An 18400-nucleotide genomic window follows, 5' to 3' on the forward strand; every position below is an offset into this window, starting at 1 on the left:
CGTTACAATACAGACAATTTTTGATATTCAGTCATATTATTCAGGCGCTCCTGTCCTATCTAAATGCTCCGTCAAACATATTCACTCAGAGCGCCTTCCTTGAAGCGCCGGACAATCCCGGCCAATTCCTCATAGCGTATGGGCTTGGTCAAAAACTCATTCATGCCCGCCTCAAAACACTTTTGCTTTTCACCGGCAAAGGCATTGGCGGTAAGTGCAACGATGGGAATATTTCTGTAGGGTTCATTGCTGGCCCGAATGCGTCTGGTCGTGTCATAGCCGTCCAATACCGGCATCCAGCAGTCCATGAATACCATGTCAAAATTGCCGGTACCCAATTGCTGCAATGCAACTTCTCCATTTTCTGCCATTTCCACACGACACCCACACTTTTCGAGCATCTTGCGGGCTAGATTTCGGTTAACCTCATTATCCTCAACCAGCAACACATAAAGCTCCCCGTGCGACGGACGTGTCTGCTCCAGCGATCTGGCAAGCGAGGGTGACAAGACCATTGCGGCATTAGACCTTCTTCCAGTCACCTGATCGTATAGAACATCACGAACAACCAGCTCTCGATCCACCTTACTAAGATAAGCCGAGGCACCCGACTGATGGTACTTGGTAATCGTTTCCACTTTTGGATGCGGGGACAACACTAGAATCGGCACGCCTTTATGCTCTTCCTGCTGACGAATATCCCGAATCAGAGCTGTCATTTGATCTATGGCAACATCTTCACTGTCAGCGATAGTTTCATCCAGAATAAAGGCATCATAGGGCTGTCCGGTATCCCTGACCTGATCCAGAAGCTGCTCCACATCCCTGATATTCTTCGCCACATCAATCTGCAGCCGATCTTCTTCTCCCAGCTGTTCAATAATGGCGCGAAGACTAAGCTCGTTTGTATCAGCCAGTAACAAGTGCCCAATCTGCAACGCCGAATCTTCCGAAGAGGTGGATAAATCCTCTCCAGAAAGGAGTCCCGCTTCGGTTTCAAACCAGAAGGTTGACCCCTTGCCTACTTCACTCTCGATCCCGAAACGGCCGCCAAGAAGCTCAATCATCTCGCGGGCCAGAGCAAGTTTCAGCCCAATCCCAACCTCAGGGAGACTCTCAGCTGTCGCAGCCTCAAAAGTATTGGCCAGTATCCTGCGCTTGTCTTCAGCACTGAGTCCTGCCCCGTTGTCTTCAACTGCCATACGCAGCGTCAGGGTTCCCCCTGAACTGGACACAGGAACCACATGCAGTACCACCTGCCCTTTAATGGTCAAGCTGATTGCAACACTGAGTAGGCACTCCAGAATTCGCAACAAATTCACCCGATCCAGAATTACCTTCTTGGGAATTGCCGCATCTACATAACTTTCGATAGTCAGACTCTTTGCGTCAGCCTTACCGGAAAGACTGGCAATGGTTTCCTGCAGCAGCGACTTCAATTCCGTTGGGCAGGAATCACTTTCCAGCGCCCCGGACTCAAGCTTGGAGAGATCCAGCATGTCATTCAACATTGCCAACAGGGATTCCGAACTTTGCTGGACAGCAGAAATATACTCACGTTGCTCATCAGTCTGGGCGGTGTCCTGGAGCAGACCGGAGTACCCAAGTATATTGTTCATTGGTGTGCGAAGTTCATGGCTGATATTCGCGATAAACAGGCTCTTATTGTGACTTGCCTGCAACGCTTCTACACGCTCAAGGTGAGATTGTTTCTCGGACTCGTGCAACTCACTGGCCTGAGTCCTGACGCGCCCCTGAAGTCCATTGATGAATTTGACAATTTTACTCAACTCATCCGCCAAGGGTGGCTCCTGGCGATCCAAAACCAATTCCTCGGGATCTGAGCTTTTCATGCTATGGGTCGAATGGCGGCAGATTTTTTCCAGGTGCCGCATAATCAGATAGCGAATCATCAGCAGAAGAAATACCGCTATCAGTAAAATCTTTATCAACTGCAGGACCAGCGTTCGGCCAAAATAGATCAGCGTGTCCTGATGTAGTGACTCCAGAGACACCAGAACAGTCAGATCCCCCAACCACAACTCTGGTTTGGTCTCCTGATGCATAGGATATGTACGGCTGATAGACGGCTCCCCCTGTGGTGGAGAGCCTAGCGTGAAGGTGGTGTCTATGCTGGTGACCAGAGTGGCATTATAGATACTGGGGTGCTTGAGAATACCTTCCAGAGTACCCTCGATCGCGGTTGTATCAATACTCCAGATACTATGCACCAGACCAGGCTGAATCGCGCTGACGGTATTATCAAGCCCAGTCAACAATTCATCCATTTCGCGCTGATACTCTGACCAAGTCAAAAAGACGGTACTGGCTATAGCAATAACGATACTAAACCCCAGAACTCTAACCGCTGTTTTCGCACTTAAAGGGTATGATCTGGCGCTATCAAACAGACTCAACCACAAAACTCATTCTCCATCCAAGATCGCCATCGCTGATTATTCATCAGGATTACAGGGAAACCTGACACAATTGTCCTATAACGCCGGGGGATATTACACCCGCAACTATCTTCTTACAGTCCTGATTTTAACCACTTTCTTTAATATAAAATCCAGAAGTAGGCAGTAGCGAAATCAGATTTAAAAGTTTGATTATGACGAGTCCTGGGTCTTGTATACCCGCCCGCTTAACATTGTAGCAGCGCACCCGGCGAATACTTAATTTACTAGACAAAATCGTCCCGGTCAGCCCCCGTACACCTCAAATAGTTATCCCATCCCGACATTGTGAATAGCAAGCTTCGGAATCACCTGCTATCTTACCCTCCAAACACATTGAAATAGCTGTAATTTTTGTGAAGGAGTCGTTTTCTTGAATGAGCACCTGGTGATTGGGTTGGCTGCCATTATATTTTTTGGCGTTACCGCCCAATATGTCGCATGGAGGCTTAAACTTCCTTCAATCCTGCTGCTTCTGATTTCCGGATTTGTTCTTGGCCCGATATCAGGCTTATTGTCACCGGACGAGCAATTTGGCGAACTTCTGTTCCCTGCAATCTCTTTTGCCGTGGCAATAATTCTGTTTGAAGGCGGCCTCAGCCTGAAAATCAGAGAGCTGAAAATGACCTCCGGCGTTGTCAGAAAGCTGGTCAGTATAGGCCTGGTGACGACTTTCATCCTGAGTTTTCTGATTTCCAAATTCACCCTGGATATTCCCTGGGTACTGGCCATTCTGTTCGGTGCCATACTGACGGTTACAGGTCCGACCGTGGTCCTCCCGCTTTTGATGCTCATCAGGCCCAAAGGACAGATCGGCTCAATACTGAAATGGGAAGGTATACTCAACGATCCAATAGGCGCTCTGTTCGCCGTGCTGATCTTTGAAGCCGTTGTATCGGCTAGTGTCGGTCAGGCAACAACCCTATTCCTGTCAGGGTTTATGATCACGATATTTTTGGGAGCCCTTATGGGACTGCCAGCCGGCATGCTGGTCGCCACTTCTCTAAAGCACCACTGGATACCGGAGTTTCTCAATAACGCTTTTACTCTGGCAATCGTGATCACCCTGTTCGCTGTTTCCAATTTGATTCAACCTGAAAGCGGCCTGTTCAGTGTCACTGTAATGGGTATTTATCTTGGCAACCAGCGCCTGGTATCGATACGAAATATTGTTGGTTTTAAAGAGGACCTAAGGGTTCTGTTACTCTCATCGTTATTTATTGTTCTGGCTGCCAGACTTCAATTTTCCGATCTGCAACAGATCCATATTGGCAGCATCATTCTGTTGATCATGCTTGTGGTTGTAGTACGGCCTGCAGCCGTCTGGCTATCTTCTATCGGTTCAAACCTCAGCTGGCAGGAAAGGGTATTTCTGTCATCCATGGCCCCGAGAGGGATTGTGGCAGCCGCCGTCATATCATTATTTGCAGTTCGGCTCGAGTCGATGGGCATAGAAGGATCTGAAATTCTTGCCCCCAATATGTTCCTGATTATCGTCGGCACTATCCTCATATATGGACTCGCCGCCAGACCACTGGCCAAAACCCTCCATTTATCTGATGACAACCCTCAGGGGTGTGTAATTCTCGGCTCCAACATCCTGTCCATAGCCCTGGCCAAAGCTTTAAAAGCTGAGGGAATCAGCACCACCATCATTGACGCTCAATGGGCCAACATCAAAGAAGCCCGCATGGAAGGCCTCAATACACTCAATGCCAATATTTTGTCCGAAACCGTTCAAGAGAAAATCAATTTTACGGGAATGGGAAAATTTCTTGCCCTGACTTCAAATCTGGAACTCAACTCCCTTGCCTGCATCCGCTTTTCAGATATTTTCGGCCTCAAAGAAGTTTATCAATTAGGTGAGCCTGAAGATAAAGACAAGCCGGCACAGTGGATTCCTGATGACTTGTCAGGCGTCGCTCTTTTCGGCCCCAATTCCACCTACAACGAGTTAATCAAGCGAATTCATCACGGAGCCAAAGTCAAACGAACTCCGTTAACTAAAGACTTTAGTTACGACGACTACAAGACCCAAAACGAAGGGAAGAACCCAGTTCTGTTATGTATCGTGACAGAAAATAAAAGCCTGCTATATGTTACCGTAAACAAAAAAATCCAACCCAAACCCGGGCAGGTCATTATCAGCCTGATTGATAGCTAGATTAACCTGATAATAATTCAAAGAAACCGTTATCCATGACATTACAGATCCGAACCTCCAAGCATAGATTGGCCTGTATATTCAGTGCCACTCTGATATCCCTTTTTTCCGCAGCGACAAACGCAGACGCACCGGGCCGTTACATGAACCCTCTGACGGCCCCCATATTGTTGCCCACTACGAACATATTCGGATTACCGGATTTACAAACCAGGGAACTGTCTCCGGATTCCAGGTTTGAACTGTCGCTTTCGTCACACTTGGCCAACACCTATATTAACCGGTCTGCCGGAGAGGATGACGCCATTATTGATGGAGAAATCATGGTGGCCGCCATTAAAGGTCGCTGGAAATTAAATGAGCATTATGATGTATCTCTATATGTCCCTTACGTCCAACAAGACGAAGGTCAGCTGGATAACCTGATCTATGACTGGCATGAATGGTTTGGCCTGCCCCAGGGAGGCAGAACGGAAGCAACCAACAATCAGTTTAAGTATCGGTATCGCCACAACGGACAAACCTTAATGGAGTTGAACGATTCTGAGGCGGGGTTGGGAGATATTCGGCTGGGCCTTCAACGATCATTTGTCTGGGGGGAACAAACCTGGCTGGCCCAAATGGAAATTAAAGCTCCAACCGGAGACGCAGACTACCTTAACGGAAGTGGCGCCTGGGATGCCTCACTGGGCCTGGGGTGGCAGCAGGAAGTGGAATCACAGCTTGGCCGTTTCTCCCATTTTGCAGCAGCAGGTTTGAGCTATCTTGGAGACATGGACCTCCGTCTATCCAGTGCTCAAAACAACTGGGCGGCTAGTGCTCGTACGGGGTTTCACTGGCATGCACTGCAATGGCTGACAATCACAGCACAATTGGACACCCATTCACCACTTTATGACAGCGACTTGAAATCGTTCAGCAGTTTTCCGTTACAGCTTACCGCTGGCGGCCGCTTTATCATTAATAGGAGCACCGACATACAACTGAGCATGGGAGAGGATCTCAATACCGTTGTCTCCCCCGATTTTGCAGTCAACGCCGCAGTTAGTCACAGATGGTAATTAACGATAAAAAAGACAGTCTTGGATGATTAATCATTAGCAATGCAGTTGAGGCCGGCACGACGTATCGATAATATGCCCCATAATCTTTAGGTTATTGATGATGGCACTCAGCCGACTTTTCTGGAGTTTAACCAAATTATGAGACGATCACTGCAAATCGCCTTTCTGGCAGGCTTACCGCTGATTGCCGCCGGAACCGCACATGCGACTGAGCTGGATTTGAATATCAGCAACAAAGCCGCCAATGCCCAAATCAATATGATTCCCGACTCGCGTAAGTTTGATGCCGGTGTAGGTTATATCTATCACGAGAGCAGTACGCACATTTTCAATGCAGACTTTCATGCTCGCGGTCAGACGGCGATCGGTAATCTGCCAACCACCGTTGGCGTAGGCGTTCAGGGAACCATTTTTGATGAGGACAATCTGGACGGTTCAGCCCTAGGTCTCGGCGGTAACGCTCATATTAAAATCCCCGCCGTGCCGGGATTGGGCTTAAAAGCAGCTCTCCACTACGCGCCGTCTATCACATCCTTTGGCGATATCGACAGACTGGTACGCTTTGACAGCCGAGTAACTTACCGCATTATCCAAAATGCAGATATTTACGCAGGTTATCGTATTGTCAGGACCAAAGTGGAAAACGCCGGCAACGAAACGCTGGATGAAAACGTGCACCTGGGCTTTACCCTGCAATTCTAAGTTTTGCTGATCAGCGCTAATCCTGTTGAAGGAACCAATCCCCCGTTTATGGGACTATAGGCCCGTTTAAGGGGCTACAGTCCTGATTTGGGGAATGATAGGCATTATCTGCCCATTCCCCTTTTCCTACCACATCACAATATCCGTCGCTGCCCCTTTTTGTCACCTTCCTGACCCTTTAAACTAGCAGTTACGAATCATTCGTCACATGCACTTGAATCAGCCCTTGTCAGCGCTAAGATCCGGATAATAAGACTATGCACACACGGAACTGTCTCATTAGGTTTTTGGGGATTAAAGTCGTCTCAGACTTCCGCTCAACCCTACTCCCATTAATGATAATGTTCAGCCTGGCCCTGACCGGATGTGGCGGTGGCGAAGAGTCCCTGGACGGCTTGGGCACCTTCGGTTCCCCTTCAACCAATAACGGCAATGGCGTTGATGACCCCGTCGCTTCCAATGAGATCAACCTTAGAGTCGAAGCCACAACCGGAATGCGCTCAGCTACGGTGTCACAACGGCTTTTCGACTTCATGACTCCCGCCAAAGCCTTCGCAATCGATGCGGGGAGCAGCGTCAGTGCCGATATCAAAGTCAGGCACCTCAGCCGTGATGGCGAGGTTCTTTATGACGGAGTCATTGATGAGGGAGATTATTTTATAGTCGATAATGAAAACGGCACCTACACCATTGTTTTTGATGGCTCATCTATTCCAAATCGCATGGATCTGGCGATCATCGCCACCCTTTCCAACGGCACCGTACTGAGACGTGGTCTTCCCAATACGGCAGAGGGAATAGTAATTAACGCAGCGACAGAGTATGCGGTACAGCAATTCTATTCCAGCTTCAGCAGCCAGTCAGAACTGGACAATCTGCTTTCCTGTACTTCCGGATGTGACGGCCAATCCGAGACTCATATGCTGAACTGGCTCGCGCTGAATAACGCGGTAATGGATTTCGAAATCACTATCCCAGACGACTATGACCTGGATGAAGCCATTGACCTGTTGGACAGTAATTCGCTGGTGCAGGACTATGTTGATCAATTCATCGATACAATCAAAGAAACCAAGGTGGAAAGCATCGATAACTCCACCATTGCAAAGGCACTCAGTAACCGGTCGGGAAATTACAATTCCGTGCTGTTTGCCATGGGCCTGAATCAGGGGCTGCCAGATGAATCCGATGCAGACAACAAGACCGTCGTATTTTCCAACCAGACTTCTGACGTACTGACCAACACGGCTTCTGATGTTACCTCTTACATCTATCCCAAGATCGTTATCAGCACAAGCATACTAAGTTTTAACCCTGTCCTGATCGAACAGGTACCGTGGTCACGAACCTCTCTGACCCAGCTCAGCGACAACACCTTCGATACCAGCAGCACCATTATCGATACTGAAACAAACCGCCAGGAAGGCACCGTATTTACCTTTTTGTCGCCTAAAGGCCACTTTGACATGGCTCGTCTCCAAACCCAGACGATTACTCAGGAGACTTCAGCCAGCCCCACCGGATGGCTGAATAATCCATTTTTCACCCGTTACTACAGCACCAAGTCAGCCGATGCAGATACAGAGACCTCTGAAGGTATTGCTTCAGCCTATATTTCTGACGGACTGGTATTTCGGTTGTCGGAAAACTCTAACGGTAAATATGATCGTGAAGAAACATTGGAAAAAAGCCATACCTTTGGTTGGCTGTACTCACTGAAAATGACTGATAGTGATGATTTTGATATCGAAACCCTCGATGAAGCCGACTATGGCGTTGTCAGCCTCACCCAGAAGCTGGAAACCACAAATCCCATGGAGCTCAGAGCAGGTATAGAGCAATGGAGTGTTAACGGAAGTACACTACAGGTCACGCAGCCTACATTAGGCGGCGGAGATCCGGAGATTTTCAAGACCTATGAAACAGGACGTAATTCTGATCTGTCAGCAAATGCTGTATCCATCGTCGCGACCAATGATGGCAGCTATAACCTGAGCGCTATTGCGAGCCCATCGAACATTAATACAGGAAGCGATAAGTTTACTGGCAGAGTCCAGCTGAATAATTGGAACAGTGCAGGTGATGATCGAGGGGACTGGACCGGTGCCAGCGATCCCCTCGGAAATATTCTGGTTCTGAGAACCAACTCTGAAGAGTCAGGACAAGGTATCGCCCACGCCGTGAAAATCAGCAAGACCAATGTCAGTCTTGCCGGTAATCGTTACTACCTATTTGGAAACAGCTTCCAGTCAACCGATATGGAAACCGTACTGAGCAATTTCAATTTATCCACTCTCGAATTCGATTCCAGCAGCAATGCGACTTTGACTGTTAAAGAGCTTAAGGTCGCTCAGACAATCGGCGACCAAATATTGAGCGAAACCACCAACAATAGCGCAGCCTATACGACCCAACCAACCACCTCACCGGCCTCGAATACCAATCCGGACTATAGGAACCTACTAAAACTGGAATTTTCAGATCCTACCGGTGGAGCAGATAACTTTATCCTGGAAGGTTTTGTTGGAAGTGAAGGTAAAGTCCTCGTTCTATTGATGCGCTACGGTCAACACCTTGGTCTTTTATATGGATTTCTCGAGCAGGAACTGACTGCCTCTTCTGAGTAATCTCAACTTGACCTGTGACCAGCCCTCCTCCGGGGATAACTCCTTATCCCCGGATAAAATACTGATCTACAGTAAACCCAGTGCGCCATATTCGCGTATATGACAATTGATTTTTTCTAAAAAGAACCTATTTTCAACTACATAATAAAAAGATCAATTTGCAGAATAAGCCGACCAAACAGGGTTAACAGTATCTATATGATTTTAAATGCGAACCATCTTGTATTTTTCTTTTTCAGCGCCTTAACAGCTGCATTTTTAACTCCACTTAATATTGAGATACCAAAACCGAAACCACAGCCTGTGTCGACAGAGCCACAGGTAGATCTGGACCAGGCATTACCGGACTTTGGAAACATCAAGGATGTAACACAGAAGAAAGATGCTTTCTTCCAGTTTTTGAACCCTTTGGTGTCCTATGCTAATCAGCAAATTTTAAAAGATCGGGAGTTTGTAGAAGCAATGCAATCTAAAGCAAAGCTTTCTCCCAAGGAAAAACACAAGTTGGGCGGATTGGCGAACAGATATCGGGTTCCAACCACCAATGGATTCGATAAACATTTCTATTCCCTGATGCTTAAACGAGTGGATACCATTCCCCCAGCACTTGCATTGGCACAGGCTGCCAACGAATCAGCCTGGGGAACCTCCAGATTCGCCCGGCTGGGCAACAACCTTTATGGAGAATGGTGCTTCCGCAAGGGCTGCGGCATAAAACCCAGTCAGAGAGCAGCAGACGCATCCCATGAGGTGGCCAAGTTCGACAACGTCTACGAATCCATCCAAAGTTACATGCTAAACCTCAATCGTCACGACTATTACGCAGATTTCCGCACGGTTAGAGAAAGTCTTCGTAACTCCGCAAGCCCATTATCAGCAATCACTCTCACAGAGGGGCTGCAACGTTATTCATCAAGAGGCAATGAATATATTGCAGAGTTGCAAAGCATGATCAGAATAAACAAACTGGAAGAAAGGTATACTAACTAAAGAAAGTTAGAGAATATGAGGAGTACCGCCTCTCGAGCAGGAGTGTCTCATGGTGAATAAAGCACCTGATAAATCATTCAGTTCAGGCAAACTCTGGAGAAAGTTGAAGAACGCAGGCAGCGTGGCCGGTTTTACGGCTGTTGAGTCTGCGCTGACCCTATTCTATACCTCCACTGCCAAGGAGACGCCTGCCTGGTGTAAGTCTGTGATCTATGGCGCACTGGCCTATTTTATTTCCCTGATTGACGGTATACCCGACCTGACACCTATTTTGGGATATACAGACGATATCGCCGTCATGGCGGCTGCTCTGGCAACTCTCAGCCAGTACATAACTCCTGAGATCAAATCCAAAGCAAAATCGAAGACAGAAGCATTACTGGGATCCAAGCCGACACCGCAGCTAGAAAAGTCCCAGCCACGATCAGCATCGGGTGATTCAGCTCATTAGGCTATTGGCCAAGCTTAGTTTATATTTTCATTGCTCAATGCCCCTATTTTTCCATTTTTGGAAATTCAGCTCCTTTTAATCCTTAACCTCAACCTAAAATGATGGGAAAATCCCATCAGCAAAATACAGCTCGATTGCTATTTGTCATTAAACTCCGCATTTTTCATTAAAAAATGCTTCATTAATCAAAAAAATACGACATCTATGCTTAGCTTTCTACCGCACTGGCTTCGGGGCGTTCTAACGCTTACCTCAATAGGCCTATCAACGATTACACTATTTCCACTGGTGATTTTATTCGCATTACTAAAATTGATTATACCGATAAAGTTTTCGCGAAAAATATGCACCATTATCCTGATCGAAATCGCAAATCTCTGGATAGGTTTCAATAACCTGCTCCTGAGTGTCATGCATGATATTCAATGGGACATTGAAGGCCTTGAAGGGCTGAATACAAAAGATTGGTATTTCGTCACCTGCAATCACCAATCCTGGGCTGATATACCCGTGGTTCAAAAAGTTCTGATGCGAAAAATCCCCATGCTGAAGTTCTTTTTGAAACAGGAGCTTATTTGGGTACCATTCATAGGTATCGCCTGGTGGGCCTTGGATTTTCCTTTTATGAAAAGATATAGCAAAGAGGAAATTGAAAAAGATCCCTCACTCAAAGGAAAAGATCTGGAGACCACCCGTCATGCATGCGAAAAGTTTAAATTCACTCCGGTCACCGTTTTTAACTTTCTGGAAGGCACTCGTTTTACCGAAGAGAAACACTCTCGCCAGAATTCCCCCTACAAATACCTGTTAAAGCCCAAAGCCGGCGGCGCTGCATTTGTTCTGGGTGCAATGGGAGACCAGCTCCACACTATGCTGAATATTACCATCCATTATCCTGGAGATGACCGGGGATTCTGGAGTTTTATGTCCGGGAGGATTAGAAGGATTGTGGTTCGCATTCAAAAGGTCAACATACCCTCACAATTCCTCGGTAAGGACTACATGAATGATGAGCAATTCCGCTCAGCTTTCCAGGAGTGGGTATCGAAACTATGGCAGGAAAAGAATGAGCAACTCGCTCAACTTCACGAACAATTCCCGAGATCAAGTTAACCAACTTAGATCTTCCCTGACATCATTTCGACAATAAAAAAGGCGGGAGATCCCGCCTTTTTTATTTGGTTTGTGGTCGATCAGCGACGGCCCGCTCTGCGCAATGCAGCAGGCGTGAACTCATCGGAACTGGACTCCACATCAAACTCATATCCCTTTGGCTCTTCATTGGTCAAGCCCAACACCAGATACCGGCCAGAGAGCAAGTCATACAATGCTTCTGCCGTGAACCAGGATATTTTCTGATCATAGAAATAAATGTGATGACCTTCAGCCACACGCCACAGATCTCCGCGACCGTCATAGTGATCCACCAGACCAATCTGCCAGGTATCCTCGTCAACGTAGAACACGCGTTTCGCGTAGATATGACGGGCTCCAGGCTTCAAAGTAGCTTCCAACACCCAGACACGATGAAGCTCGTAACGTGCAAGGTCCTGATTGATATGCCCAGGCTTGATGATCTCATCGTATGACACTTTTTTGGAATTCAAGTGATAGGAGTTATAGGGGATATACACTTCCCGCTTCCCTAACAGTTTCCAGTTATAACGGTCTGGAGCCCCGTTAAACATGTCAAAGTTATCCGTGGTACGCTGACCATCAGATGCAGTTCCAGGACCATCATAAGCAACCTGTGGCGCCCGCCTGACCCGACGTTGGCCACTGTTATAGATCCATGCCCGGCGAGGCTCTTTTACCTGATCCAGGGTTTCATGAACCAACAGTACATTCCCCGCCAAACGTGCCGGCGAGGTGATTTCCTGTTTGAAGTAAAAGATAACGTTTGGATCAACCGACGGATTGTAGTCTGTCAGAGATGTACGATAGCTCAGCTGCTCGGAGAACTTCACAGGCGTGAATTCTCCATTAGCCAGAGGAGTCATCTGAACAACATTCCGCTTCAGACTTCCGTCCCTCCAGCGGGTGATGTGGTTCCACATGATCTCAAGAGCCTTATCACGCTCTGATCCACTGGGAATGGGGAACGGAACAGAAAGCTCATAGTCGTTCATTCCGTTACCGTCAGCAACCAGCTCAGCCGACGTAGCATTCTTCTTTGCAGCATCATAGATCATCTGCTCGTAAGCCGCTGTGCGATGGGTCGGAAAAACCTTGATCTTATAGTCAGGGTATTTCTTCAACATCGCCAACTGTCCTACAGACAGCTGATCTTTGTACTGATCGGCATTTGCAGCTGTAATCTCAAATTTGGGAGACTCGCCGGCAAACGGATCAATGTAATTAACGCCGTCAAATCCTGCTGGGGGGCTGGCCAATCCGCCATCCCATGCTGGAATGGTTCCGTCAGCATTTCCGGCTTTTTCTGCTCCCACAGGCGTTAGCGTGTCACCCAATCTTGCAGCTTCCTGTGGAGACACTTTCCCCCAGGCAAGCGAAGAGGACAGCGCCACTGCAATGGCACTGTATTTTAAAATAGCATTGAATTTCATTGAGGTTACCTCATAAACCCTTGGTTTGTATTGTAATTTCCTAGAAAGACACGCCAACGCTGGCTGAAACAGTGTCTCTATCGTTGAGGTAGTTAAAAGGTTCGCCCCCAAAATATGCCACGTAACCTATGGAAGCCGAGTATTTGTTCAGGTAGAGCGCATTCAGCGTCAAGCCGACTGACTTGCTCCCTTCTCTGAAGATAATCGGGCCGTAGCCATATACGTCATGGCTCAATGACAGAACCGGGGTTAAATTGATACCAGCTGCCACGTCAGGATAATCCAGCGAGAAACGCATGCGGTAACCAGCGGACAGATCCGTTACGTAGCCATCGTCTACGCAGTAGCTGGGATTGATGTTAACCGAAATACTTTCACATTCATCGTCACTACCCGTTGTAACCGGTCCAATACCAAAAGTACTGTCACGACCATAACGCGAGTTATCAGGGATACCATCAAGGTAGACAGCACCGAATTCAGAAACAAACGTTAATCTGCTAGCACCAAGCACCTGGTCAAAAAACTTAATGAACGTAATTTGCGCCTGGGTCATTGGAAATTCATCATATCCACGAATGACTTCTCCAGGAGACCAGTCATCGACAAATGCCCCATATGACTGTCCGAGAGAGGATGCCGTCATCTCAAAACCGTTACGCGCGACAGGCATGTCAGGACGATGGGAGATCTCACCACCGATGGACCACCCACTGTCAGTGCTGGTATTGAAACTAATGGCAAACTGATCAATATCTTCTGGATAGGTAATATAGTATCTAGCAGTGGCTACATCATTTTCAGTCTGACTGCTGATAAAGTTTGCGTATGGAATGGTGCTATGAGTTCGGGTGAAATAGAAGCCAAATTCTGTATCACCAAGATTTGCAGCATACCAACGAAGAGCAAGTCCAAATATTCCATCATTATCCGGCTCATCATCGCCGTTTCGCGCTACATAAGCCCCCTGAGCATCTGCTAACGCCTCGGGAATCTGACCGAATAAATAAATTGGACCACAGCCATCGGTGGCTACATCAGTGTTTGAATAAAAAGTGCCGCAGGGATCTGGCTCAGTTTTTTCCCATTCGAACTGATAAAATGCCTCTACAGTAACGTCTTGGGTTAAGCCGACAGAACCATAAAGCATGGTCACAGGCATCAAAACATCTTTAACTTCAGCGCCAGGAGCTCTGGCAGCCGAGAAATCAACCGGGTTGACGGAATTAATACCACCAAAAATAAATGTGCTTTCCCCCCAACTGACCACCTGCTTACCGAAGCGCACGTTGATCGGTGTATCACCCGCATACAAATCCGCCCATACGTAGGCATCCAGAAAACGCACATCTGCGCCAGCCTGATCCAGGGTTTCTTTTCCTAATGGGCGAGTCTGTCCCACATTGTCATATGCCCGCCCCTCATCCATTAACTCAACGTCATAAAAATAACGTAGTCTTGTGAAGGCACCATAATCTTCATAGCGAAGCAAAAGATCGGTAGTTCCCTTCAAAAGCTTTGAATAGGTTTCACCCTGTTTGAAATTCCAGTTACCATTATCAGTATTGGAAGTTGAAGCCCCGGTAGTACTACCGGCGGGAACACCGAGGTTCCCCTGACCAAGTTGAGCATGATCCCGATCTTCTACACGCCAGCTCGCACCCGCTGTAAGCGTGGTATCCAGCGACCCTTCTATATCGCCTAGATAAAATTGAAACGCGTTTGCGGGAGCAGATATGGACGCCGCCACGGCAGCCGCAACCGGCAGCATTGTCCATTGATGCCAACGCTGATTATTTTTCGTCATCGAACGCTACTCCATTATTTTTCTATTTCTTCCTGCAGAAGCAAGAAGTTGCTTGATGTAAACCCGATAAGAATGTTGTTTTTGTTAGTTCCCGCCAGGCTCAGCCGATACAGAAATCACTAAAATGGACCCTGTAAAAACACAACAGGCGGTACTGCGACGCTAAAGCCTCCTACACACTATAGTCGCTAATTTACTTATACACCAATGCCTGATGAAAAAAACGCAAGTCACGAATAAATAAGAAACTTTGCGTAACTGATCGTATGAATTTCCGGACAACATTACGACGTTAATACCGGCCAGAGATAAAGCTTGGTAAACTAGGCAAACAACCGTTTAAATTTGCGGAAATAACAATCGAAATAAGAGAGCAATGAGAGGAAGGTCATGAAAGCAACAGATGTTGTTATTGTTTCGGGGGCTCGGACCCCAATGGGTGGATTCCAGGGAGCACTAAGCTCCATGACAGCCGTTGAGCTTGGCACCATTGCCATATCCGCCGCCATAGAAAAAGCCCAACTAGCCCCTTCGGATATCGAAGAAGTCATTATGGGCTGCGTCCTTCCAGCAGGACTCAAGCAGGGCCCTGCCCGCCAGGCCATGCTGGATGCAGGTATCCCCAATACCACAGGCGCAACGACAGTCAACAAACTTTGCGGCTCCGGCATGAAAGCCACCATGTTGGCCCATGACCTCATCAAGGCAGGAACCAATAATGTCATGGTCGCAGGCGGCATGGAGAGTATGTCCAACGCACCTTATATCCTTGAAAAAGCCCGCTTTGGATATCGCATGGGGCACGGAGAAGTCAAGGATCACATGTTCCTCGATGGCTTGGAAGATGCCAAAAGCGGCCGTCTGATGGGGTCCTTTGCCCAGGAAGTGGCGGATCGCTATAAGATCTCCCGCGAGCAGATGGACGAATTTGCCATTCGCTCCCTGACACGCGCTCAGGATGCCATTGAGAAGGGACTGTTCAAGGACGAAACCGTTCCCGTAACTGTCTCTTCCAGAAAAGGCGAAGTGACTATTGAGCACGATGAACAGCCCGGTAACGCCAAGCTGGATAAAATCCCCACTCTACGTCCGGCCTTCCAGAAAGACGGTACAATTACCGCCGCCAATTCCAGCTCTATTTCAGATGGAGCCTCCGCTCTGGTGTTAATGAGCGCAGAGGAGGCTGAGCGCCGAGGGCTCAATGTCATGGCCCGGATTGTTGCTCATAGCACTAACTCTCAGGCACCTGAAGAATTCACCATTGCACCGATCGGCGCTATACAGAAAGTATTGGATAAAGCAGGCTGGACAAAGGACGAAGTTGATCTATACGAAATCAACGAAGCCTTTGCCATGGTAACCATGCTGGCAGTTCAGGAGCTGGGGCTGGACATGGATAAGGTCAATGTTTACGGAGGCGCATGCGCCCAAGGACATCCGGTAGGATCGACAGGCTCCCGCCTGATTGTCACCCTCATGCACGCGCTGAAAAATCAGAGCAAGAAAAAAGGTGTAGCAGCCCTCTGTATCGGTGGCGGAGAAGCCACGGCTGTCGCCATCGAACTACCCTAAGCGGCCTTTAGGACTATATACCGAGGCGGTTGATCCGCCTCGGTTCTCATGTTGCCTTTTCTTAAATATACGACTCGTCACCTATTCCTGAGGACAGCTAGCCACCTGAACTGAGTAGACTTCAATACTACGGTCTATGCGGTGACGCCAGATATTCCCTGGATTGCATTTCAAGGAGACGACTCTCAGTTCTTTCAAACTCGAACTTCAAACGCTCTCCCCGATAAATCTCATGGATGGCAGCTTCTGCCGAAATAATCATCTTTACCCGTCGATCATAAAATTCATCAACCAGATTGATAAATCGGCGTGCCTGATCTTCAATATCCGCTTTAAATACAGGGACATTGCTCACCAGCACAGCATGAAATTCACGGGCAAGCTCTATATAGTCATTCTGGCTTCTGGGACCGTCGCAAAGCTCCCGGAATTCAAACCAGACAACATCTTCTGCTCGTTTGACAGCATTCAAACGTCGGCCGTTCACCTCAAGCTGAATGCCATGACTACCATCTTCAAGTGCCAGGTTCTGATAACTTTTTTCAAGACTGGCGTTAGCCTGACCGTCCAACGGAAAATGATACAACTCGGCCTGTTCTAACGAACGTAGACGATAATCCGTACCACCATCGACATTGATGACTTCCGTATGCTCGTTCAGCAATGCAATCGCAGGCAAAAAACGCTGCCGCTGCAAACCGTCCTTATACAGGCCGTCAGGAACAATATTGGAGGTGCATACCAGCGAAACGCCTCGTGAAAACAACGCTTCCATCAAAGTTCCCAGGATCATGGCATCGCCGATATCCGTCACAAAAAACTCATCAAAGCAGATAATCCTGGCCTCCTGGCTGAATCGGTCAGCCACTAACTCCAGAGGATTTTTCTCCCCTTTCAGCGCCTTAAGCTCCTGATGGACTTTCTGCATGAATCGATGAAAATGGACCCGCATTTTTCTTTCAAAGGGCAGGCTTTCATAAAAGGTATCCATCAAATAGGTTTTACCGCGCCCTACTCCGCCCCAGAAATAAAGCCCTCGTTCTGGAATCGATTTCTTCTTTTTCCACGTAACTTTACTAGCCAGCCTGGCCAGTGAGCCCTTGGATTTCTGCTCTTCTTCAGACTTTATCAGTCTTTCAAATAGATCCTGCAGCTTCTTGACCGCCATTTCCTGGGCCGCATCATAACTGAAGTCGGCTCTTTCCAGATCTCTTCGATACTTCTCCAGTGGAGTTGTCACTACTTACACACCTCACCACAAAGGTTTTTTACAATTTTTTCCAGAGTTTGCCCGTTACCCAAAAGCGACCATATTTTGCCTATTTCGCAGAATATTGGCCACAGCATCGCTAAATTATACGTAACTTAAGGATTTAACGGCATCGGGATATCCCACTTGCGACCAAAAGCTACCAGCGCGGCGTGGAAATAGCCCGAGTAAAGTCGGTATACTTGACCTGAATTTGGATTGAACAGCTTGATTGAGCGAAACAGTATATGGGTTCTACTATCGTAATTGCGGCTATCGCATTTTTGATCGGCACCGGGATAGGCATTCTTCTGCATAAGCTTCTGCATTCAGAAAGCGCTAAGAACAGACGGCTGGAAAGCCAAATGGATCAACTGCAGGACCAGCACATGCGCTATCAAGCCGAGGTCACTGAGCATTTTACCCGAACAGCAGAAATGCTGGGTCGGCTGAATGCCAATTATCGGGAAATATTTAATCATCTGGCAGTGGGAGCTGAGCGCCTGTGTAGCGACACAGAGTTCAAATCACTGGTAGCATCTGCAGCTCCCAGCAAACCGCTTCGTACAGAGAAGCTATCGAAAAATGAGAGATATCAGACCGAGCTGTTTGATCCCCCCCGGGACTATGCCCCTAAGAGTAATCCCAAGGAGAAAGGAACTCTGGCAGAAGACTTCGGCTTCCAATCTTCTGACCCATCCTCTCCCAAAAAAGACAAAGCCAGCACCGAATAGTTTTCTTTGGGACA

The 18400-nt window shown here is 47.8% G+C and carries 13 protein-coding genes; 9 read left to right on the forward strand and 4 right to left on the reverse strand.

Features of this window, described 5'->3' with window-relative positions:
• Positions 1 to 71: 71 nt before the first annotated feature.
• A complete protein-coding gene (locus BTA51_RS25570) occupies positions 72 to 2288 on the reverse strand; it encodes a response regulator (RefSeq protein WP_141215675.1) in 2217 nt (738 codons plus the stop codon).
• Between the two features lie 544 nt (positions 2289 to 2832).
• On the opposite strand from BTA51_RS25570, the gene BTA51_RS25575 reads away from it, so the two are divergent.
• The 7 genes from BTA51_RS25575 to BTA51_RS25605 all read left to right on the forward strand — a co-directional run bounded on the left by BTA51_RS25575 (position 2833) and on the right by BTA51_RS25605 (position 11570).
• The gene (locus BTA51_RS25575; RefSeq protein ID WP_094711926.1) at positions 2833 to 4623 is read left to right on the forward strand and encodes a sodium:proton antiporter; all 1791 of its coding nucleotides are present in this window, start codon (positions 2833 to 2835) and stop codon (positions 4621 to 4623) included.
• Positions 4624 to 4658: 35 nt separating this feature from the next.
• Positions 4659 to 5684 carry a DUF3187 family protein gene (locus BTA51_RS25580; RefSeq protein WP_094711927.1) on the forward strand — a complete coding sequence of 342 codons (1026 nt, stop codon included), beginning with the start codon at positions 4659 to 4661 and terminating at the stop codon, positions 5682 to 5684.
• 141 nt (positions 5685 to 5825) lie between these two features.
• Complete coding sequence (locus BTA51_RS25585) at positions 5826 to 6389, forward strand: YfaZ family outer membrane protein (RefSeq protein WP_094711928.1); 564 nt, start codon at positions 5826 to 5828, stop codon at positions 6387 to 6389.
• A gap of 341 nt (positions 6390 to 6730) precedes the next feature.
• A complete protein-coding gene (locus BTA51_RS25590) occupies positions 6731 to 9016 on the forward strand; it encodes a hypothetical protein (RefSeq protein WP_094711929.1) in 2286 nt (761 codons plus the stop codon).
• A 303-nt stretch (positions 9017 to 9319) separates the two neighbouring features.
• The gene (locus tag BTA51_RS25595) at positions 9320 to 10006 is read left to right on the forward strand and encodes a glucosaminidase domain-containing protein (protein WP_246841194.1); all 687 of its coding nucleotides are present in this window, start codon (positions 9320 to 9322) and stop codon (positions 10004 to 10006) included.
• A gap of 49 nt (positions 10007 to 10055) precedes the next feature.
• Positions 10056 to 10457, forward strand: coding sequence for a YkvA family protein (locus BTA51_RS25600; protein WP_094711931.1), 402 nt, complete (start codon positions 10056 to 10058; stop codon positions 10455 to 10457).
• A 204-nt stretch (positions 10458 to 10661) separates the two neighbouring features.
• Complete coding sequence (locus BTA51_RS25605) at positions 10662 to 11570, forward strand: acyltransferase (RefSeq protein WP_094711932.1); 909 nt, start codon at positions 10662 to 10664, stop codon at positions 11568 to 11570.
• A gap of 80 nt (positions 11571 to 11650) precedes the next feature.
• Here the strand turns inward: BTA51_RS25605 and BTA51_RS25610 are convergent, their stop codons facing one another.
• Complete coding sequence (locus BTA51_RS25610) at positions 11651 to 13024, reverse strand: DUF1329 domain-containing protein (protein ID WP_094711933.1); 1374 nt, start codon at positions 13022 to 13024, stop codon at positions 11651 to 11653.
• A 40-nt stretch (positions 13025 to 13064) separates the two neighbouring features.
• Entirely contained in the window at positions 13065 to 14831 is a 1767-nt protein-coding gene (locus BTA51_RS25615) for a DUF1302 domain-containing protein (protein ID WP_094711934.1), read from the reverse strand.
• Positions 14832 to 15221: 390 nt separating this feature from the next.
• On the opposite strand from BTA51_RS25615, the gene BTA51_RS25620 reads away from it, so the two are divergent.
• Entirely contained in the window at positions 15222 to 16403 is a 1182-nt protein-coding gene (locus BTA51_RS25620; RefSeq protein WP_094711935.1) for a thiolase family protein, read from the forward strand.
• Between the two features lie 127 nt (positions 16404 to 16530).
• Here the strand turns inward: BTA51_RS25620 and zapE are convergent, their stop codons facing one another.
• Entirely contained in the window at positions 16531 to 17643 is a 1113-nt protein-coding gene (gene zapE, locus BTA51_RS25625) for a cell division protein ZapE (RefSeq protein ID WP_094711936.1), read from the reverse strand.
• A gap of 257 nt (positions 17644 to 17900) precedes the next feature.
• Between zapE and BTA51_RS25630 the strand changes: the two genes are divergently transcribed.
• Entirely contained in the window at positions 17901 to 18386 is a 486-nt protein-coding gene (locus tag BTA51_RS25630) for a YhcB family protein (RefSeq protein WP_094711937.1), read from the forward strand.
• The last annotated feature ends 14 nt before the right edge of the window (positions 18387 to 18400 follow it).

It is taken from the genome of Hahella sp. CCB-MM4 (assembly GCF_002260525.1).
In the GTDB taxonomy this organism is placed as follows: domain Bacteria; phylum Pseudomonadota; class Gammaproteobacteria; order Pseudomonadales; family Oleiphilaceae; genus Hahella.

Excerpts from the sequence above, each read along its gene's own strand:
- BTA51_RS25605 (WP_094711932.1), top strand. The coding sequence starts at position 10,662 with ATGCTTAGCTTTCTACCGCACTGGCTTCGGGGCGTTCTAACGCTTACC.
- BTA51_RS25585 (WP_094711928.1), top strand. The coding sequence starts at position 5,826 with ATGAGACGATCACTGCAAATCGCCTTTCTGGCAGGCTTACCGCTGATT.
- BTA51_RS25610 (WP_094711933.1), bottom strand. The coding sequence starts at position 13,024 with ATGAAATTCAATGCTATTTTAAAATACAGTGCCATTGCAGTGGCGCTG.
- BTA51_RS25600 (WP_094711931.1), top strand. The coding sequence starts at position 10,056 with ATGGTGAATAAAGCACCTGATAAATCATTCAGTTCAGGCAAACTCTGG.
- BTA51_RS25590 (WP_094711929.1), top strand. The coding sequence starts at position 6,731 with ATGTTCAGCCTGGCCCTGACCGGATGTGGCGGTGGCGAAGAGTCCCTG.
- BTA51_RS25615 (WP_094711934.1), bottom strand. The coding sequence starts at position 14,831 with ATGACGAAAAATAATCAGCGTTGGCATCAATGGACAATGCTGCCGGTT.
- BTA51_RS25580 (WP_094711927.1), top strand. The coding sequence starts at position 4,659 with ATGACATTACAGATCCGAACCTCCAAGCATAGATTGGCCTGTATATTC.
- BTA51_RS25630 (WP_094711937.1), top strand. The coding sequence starts at position 17,901 with ATGGGTTCTACTATCGTAATTGCGGCTATCGCATTTTTGATCGGCACC.
- BTA51_RS25570 (WP_141215675.1), bottom strand. The coding sequence starts at position 2,288 with ATGGATGAATTGTTGACTGGGCTTGATAATACCGTCAGCGCGATTCAG.
- BTA51_RS25620 (WP_094711935.1), top strand. The coding sequence starts at position 15,222 with ATGAAAGCAACAGATGTTGTTATTGTTTCGGGGGCTCGGACCCCAATG.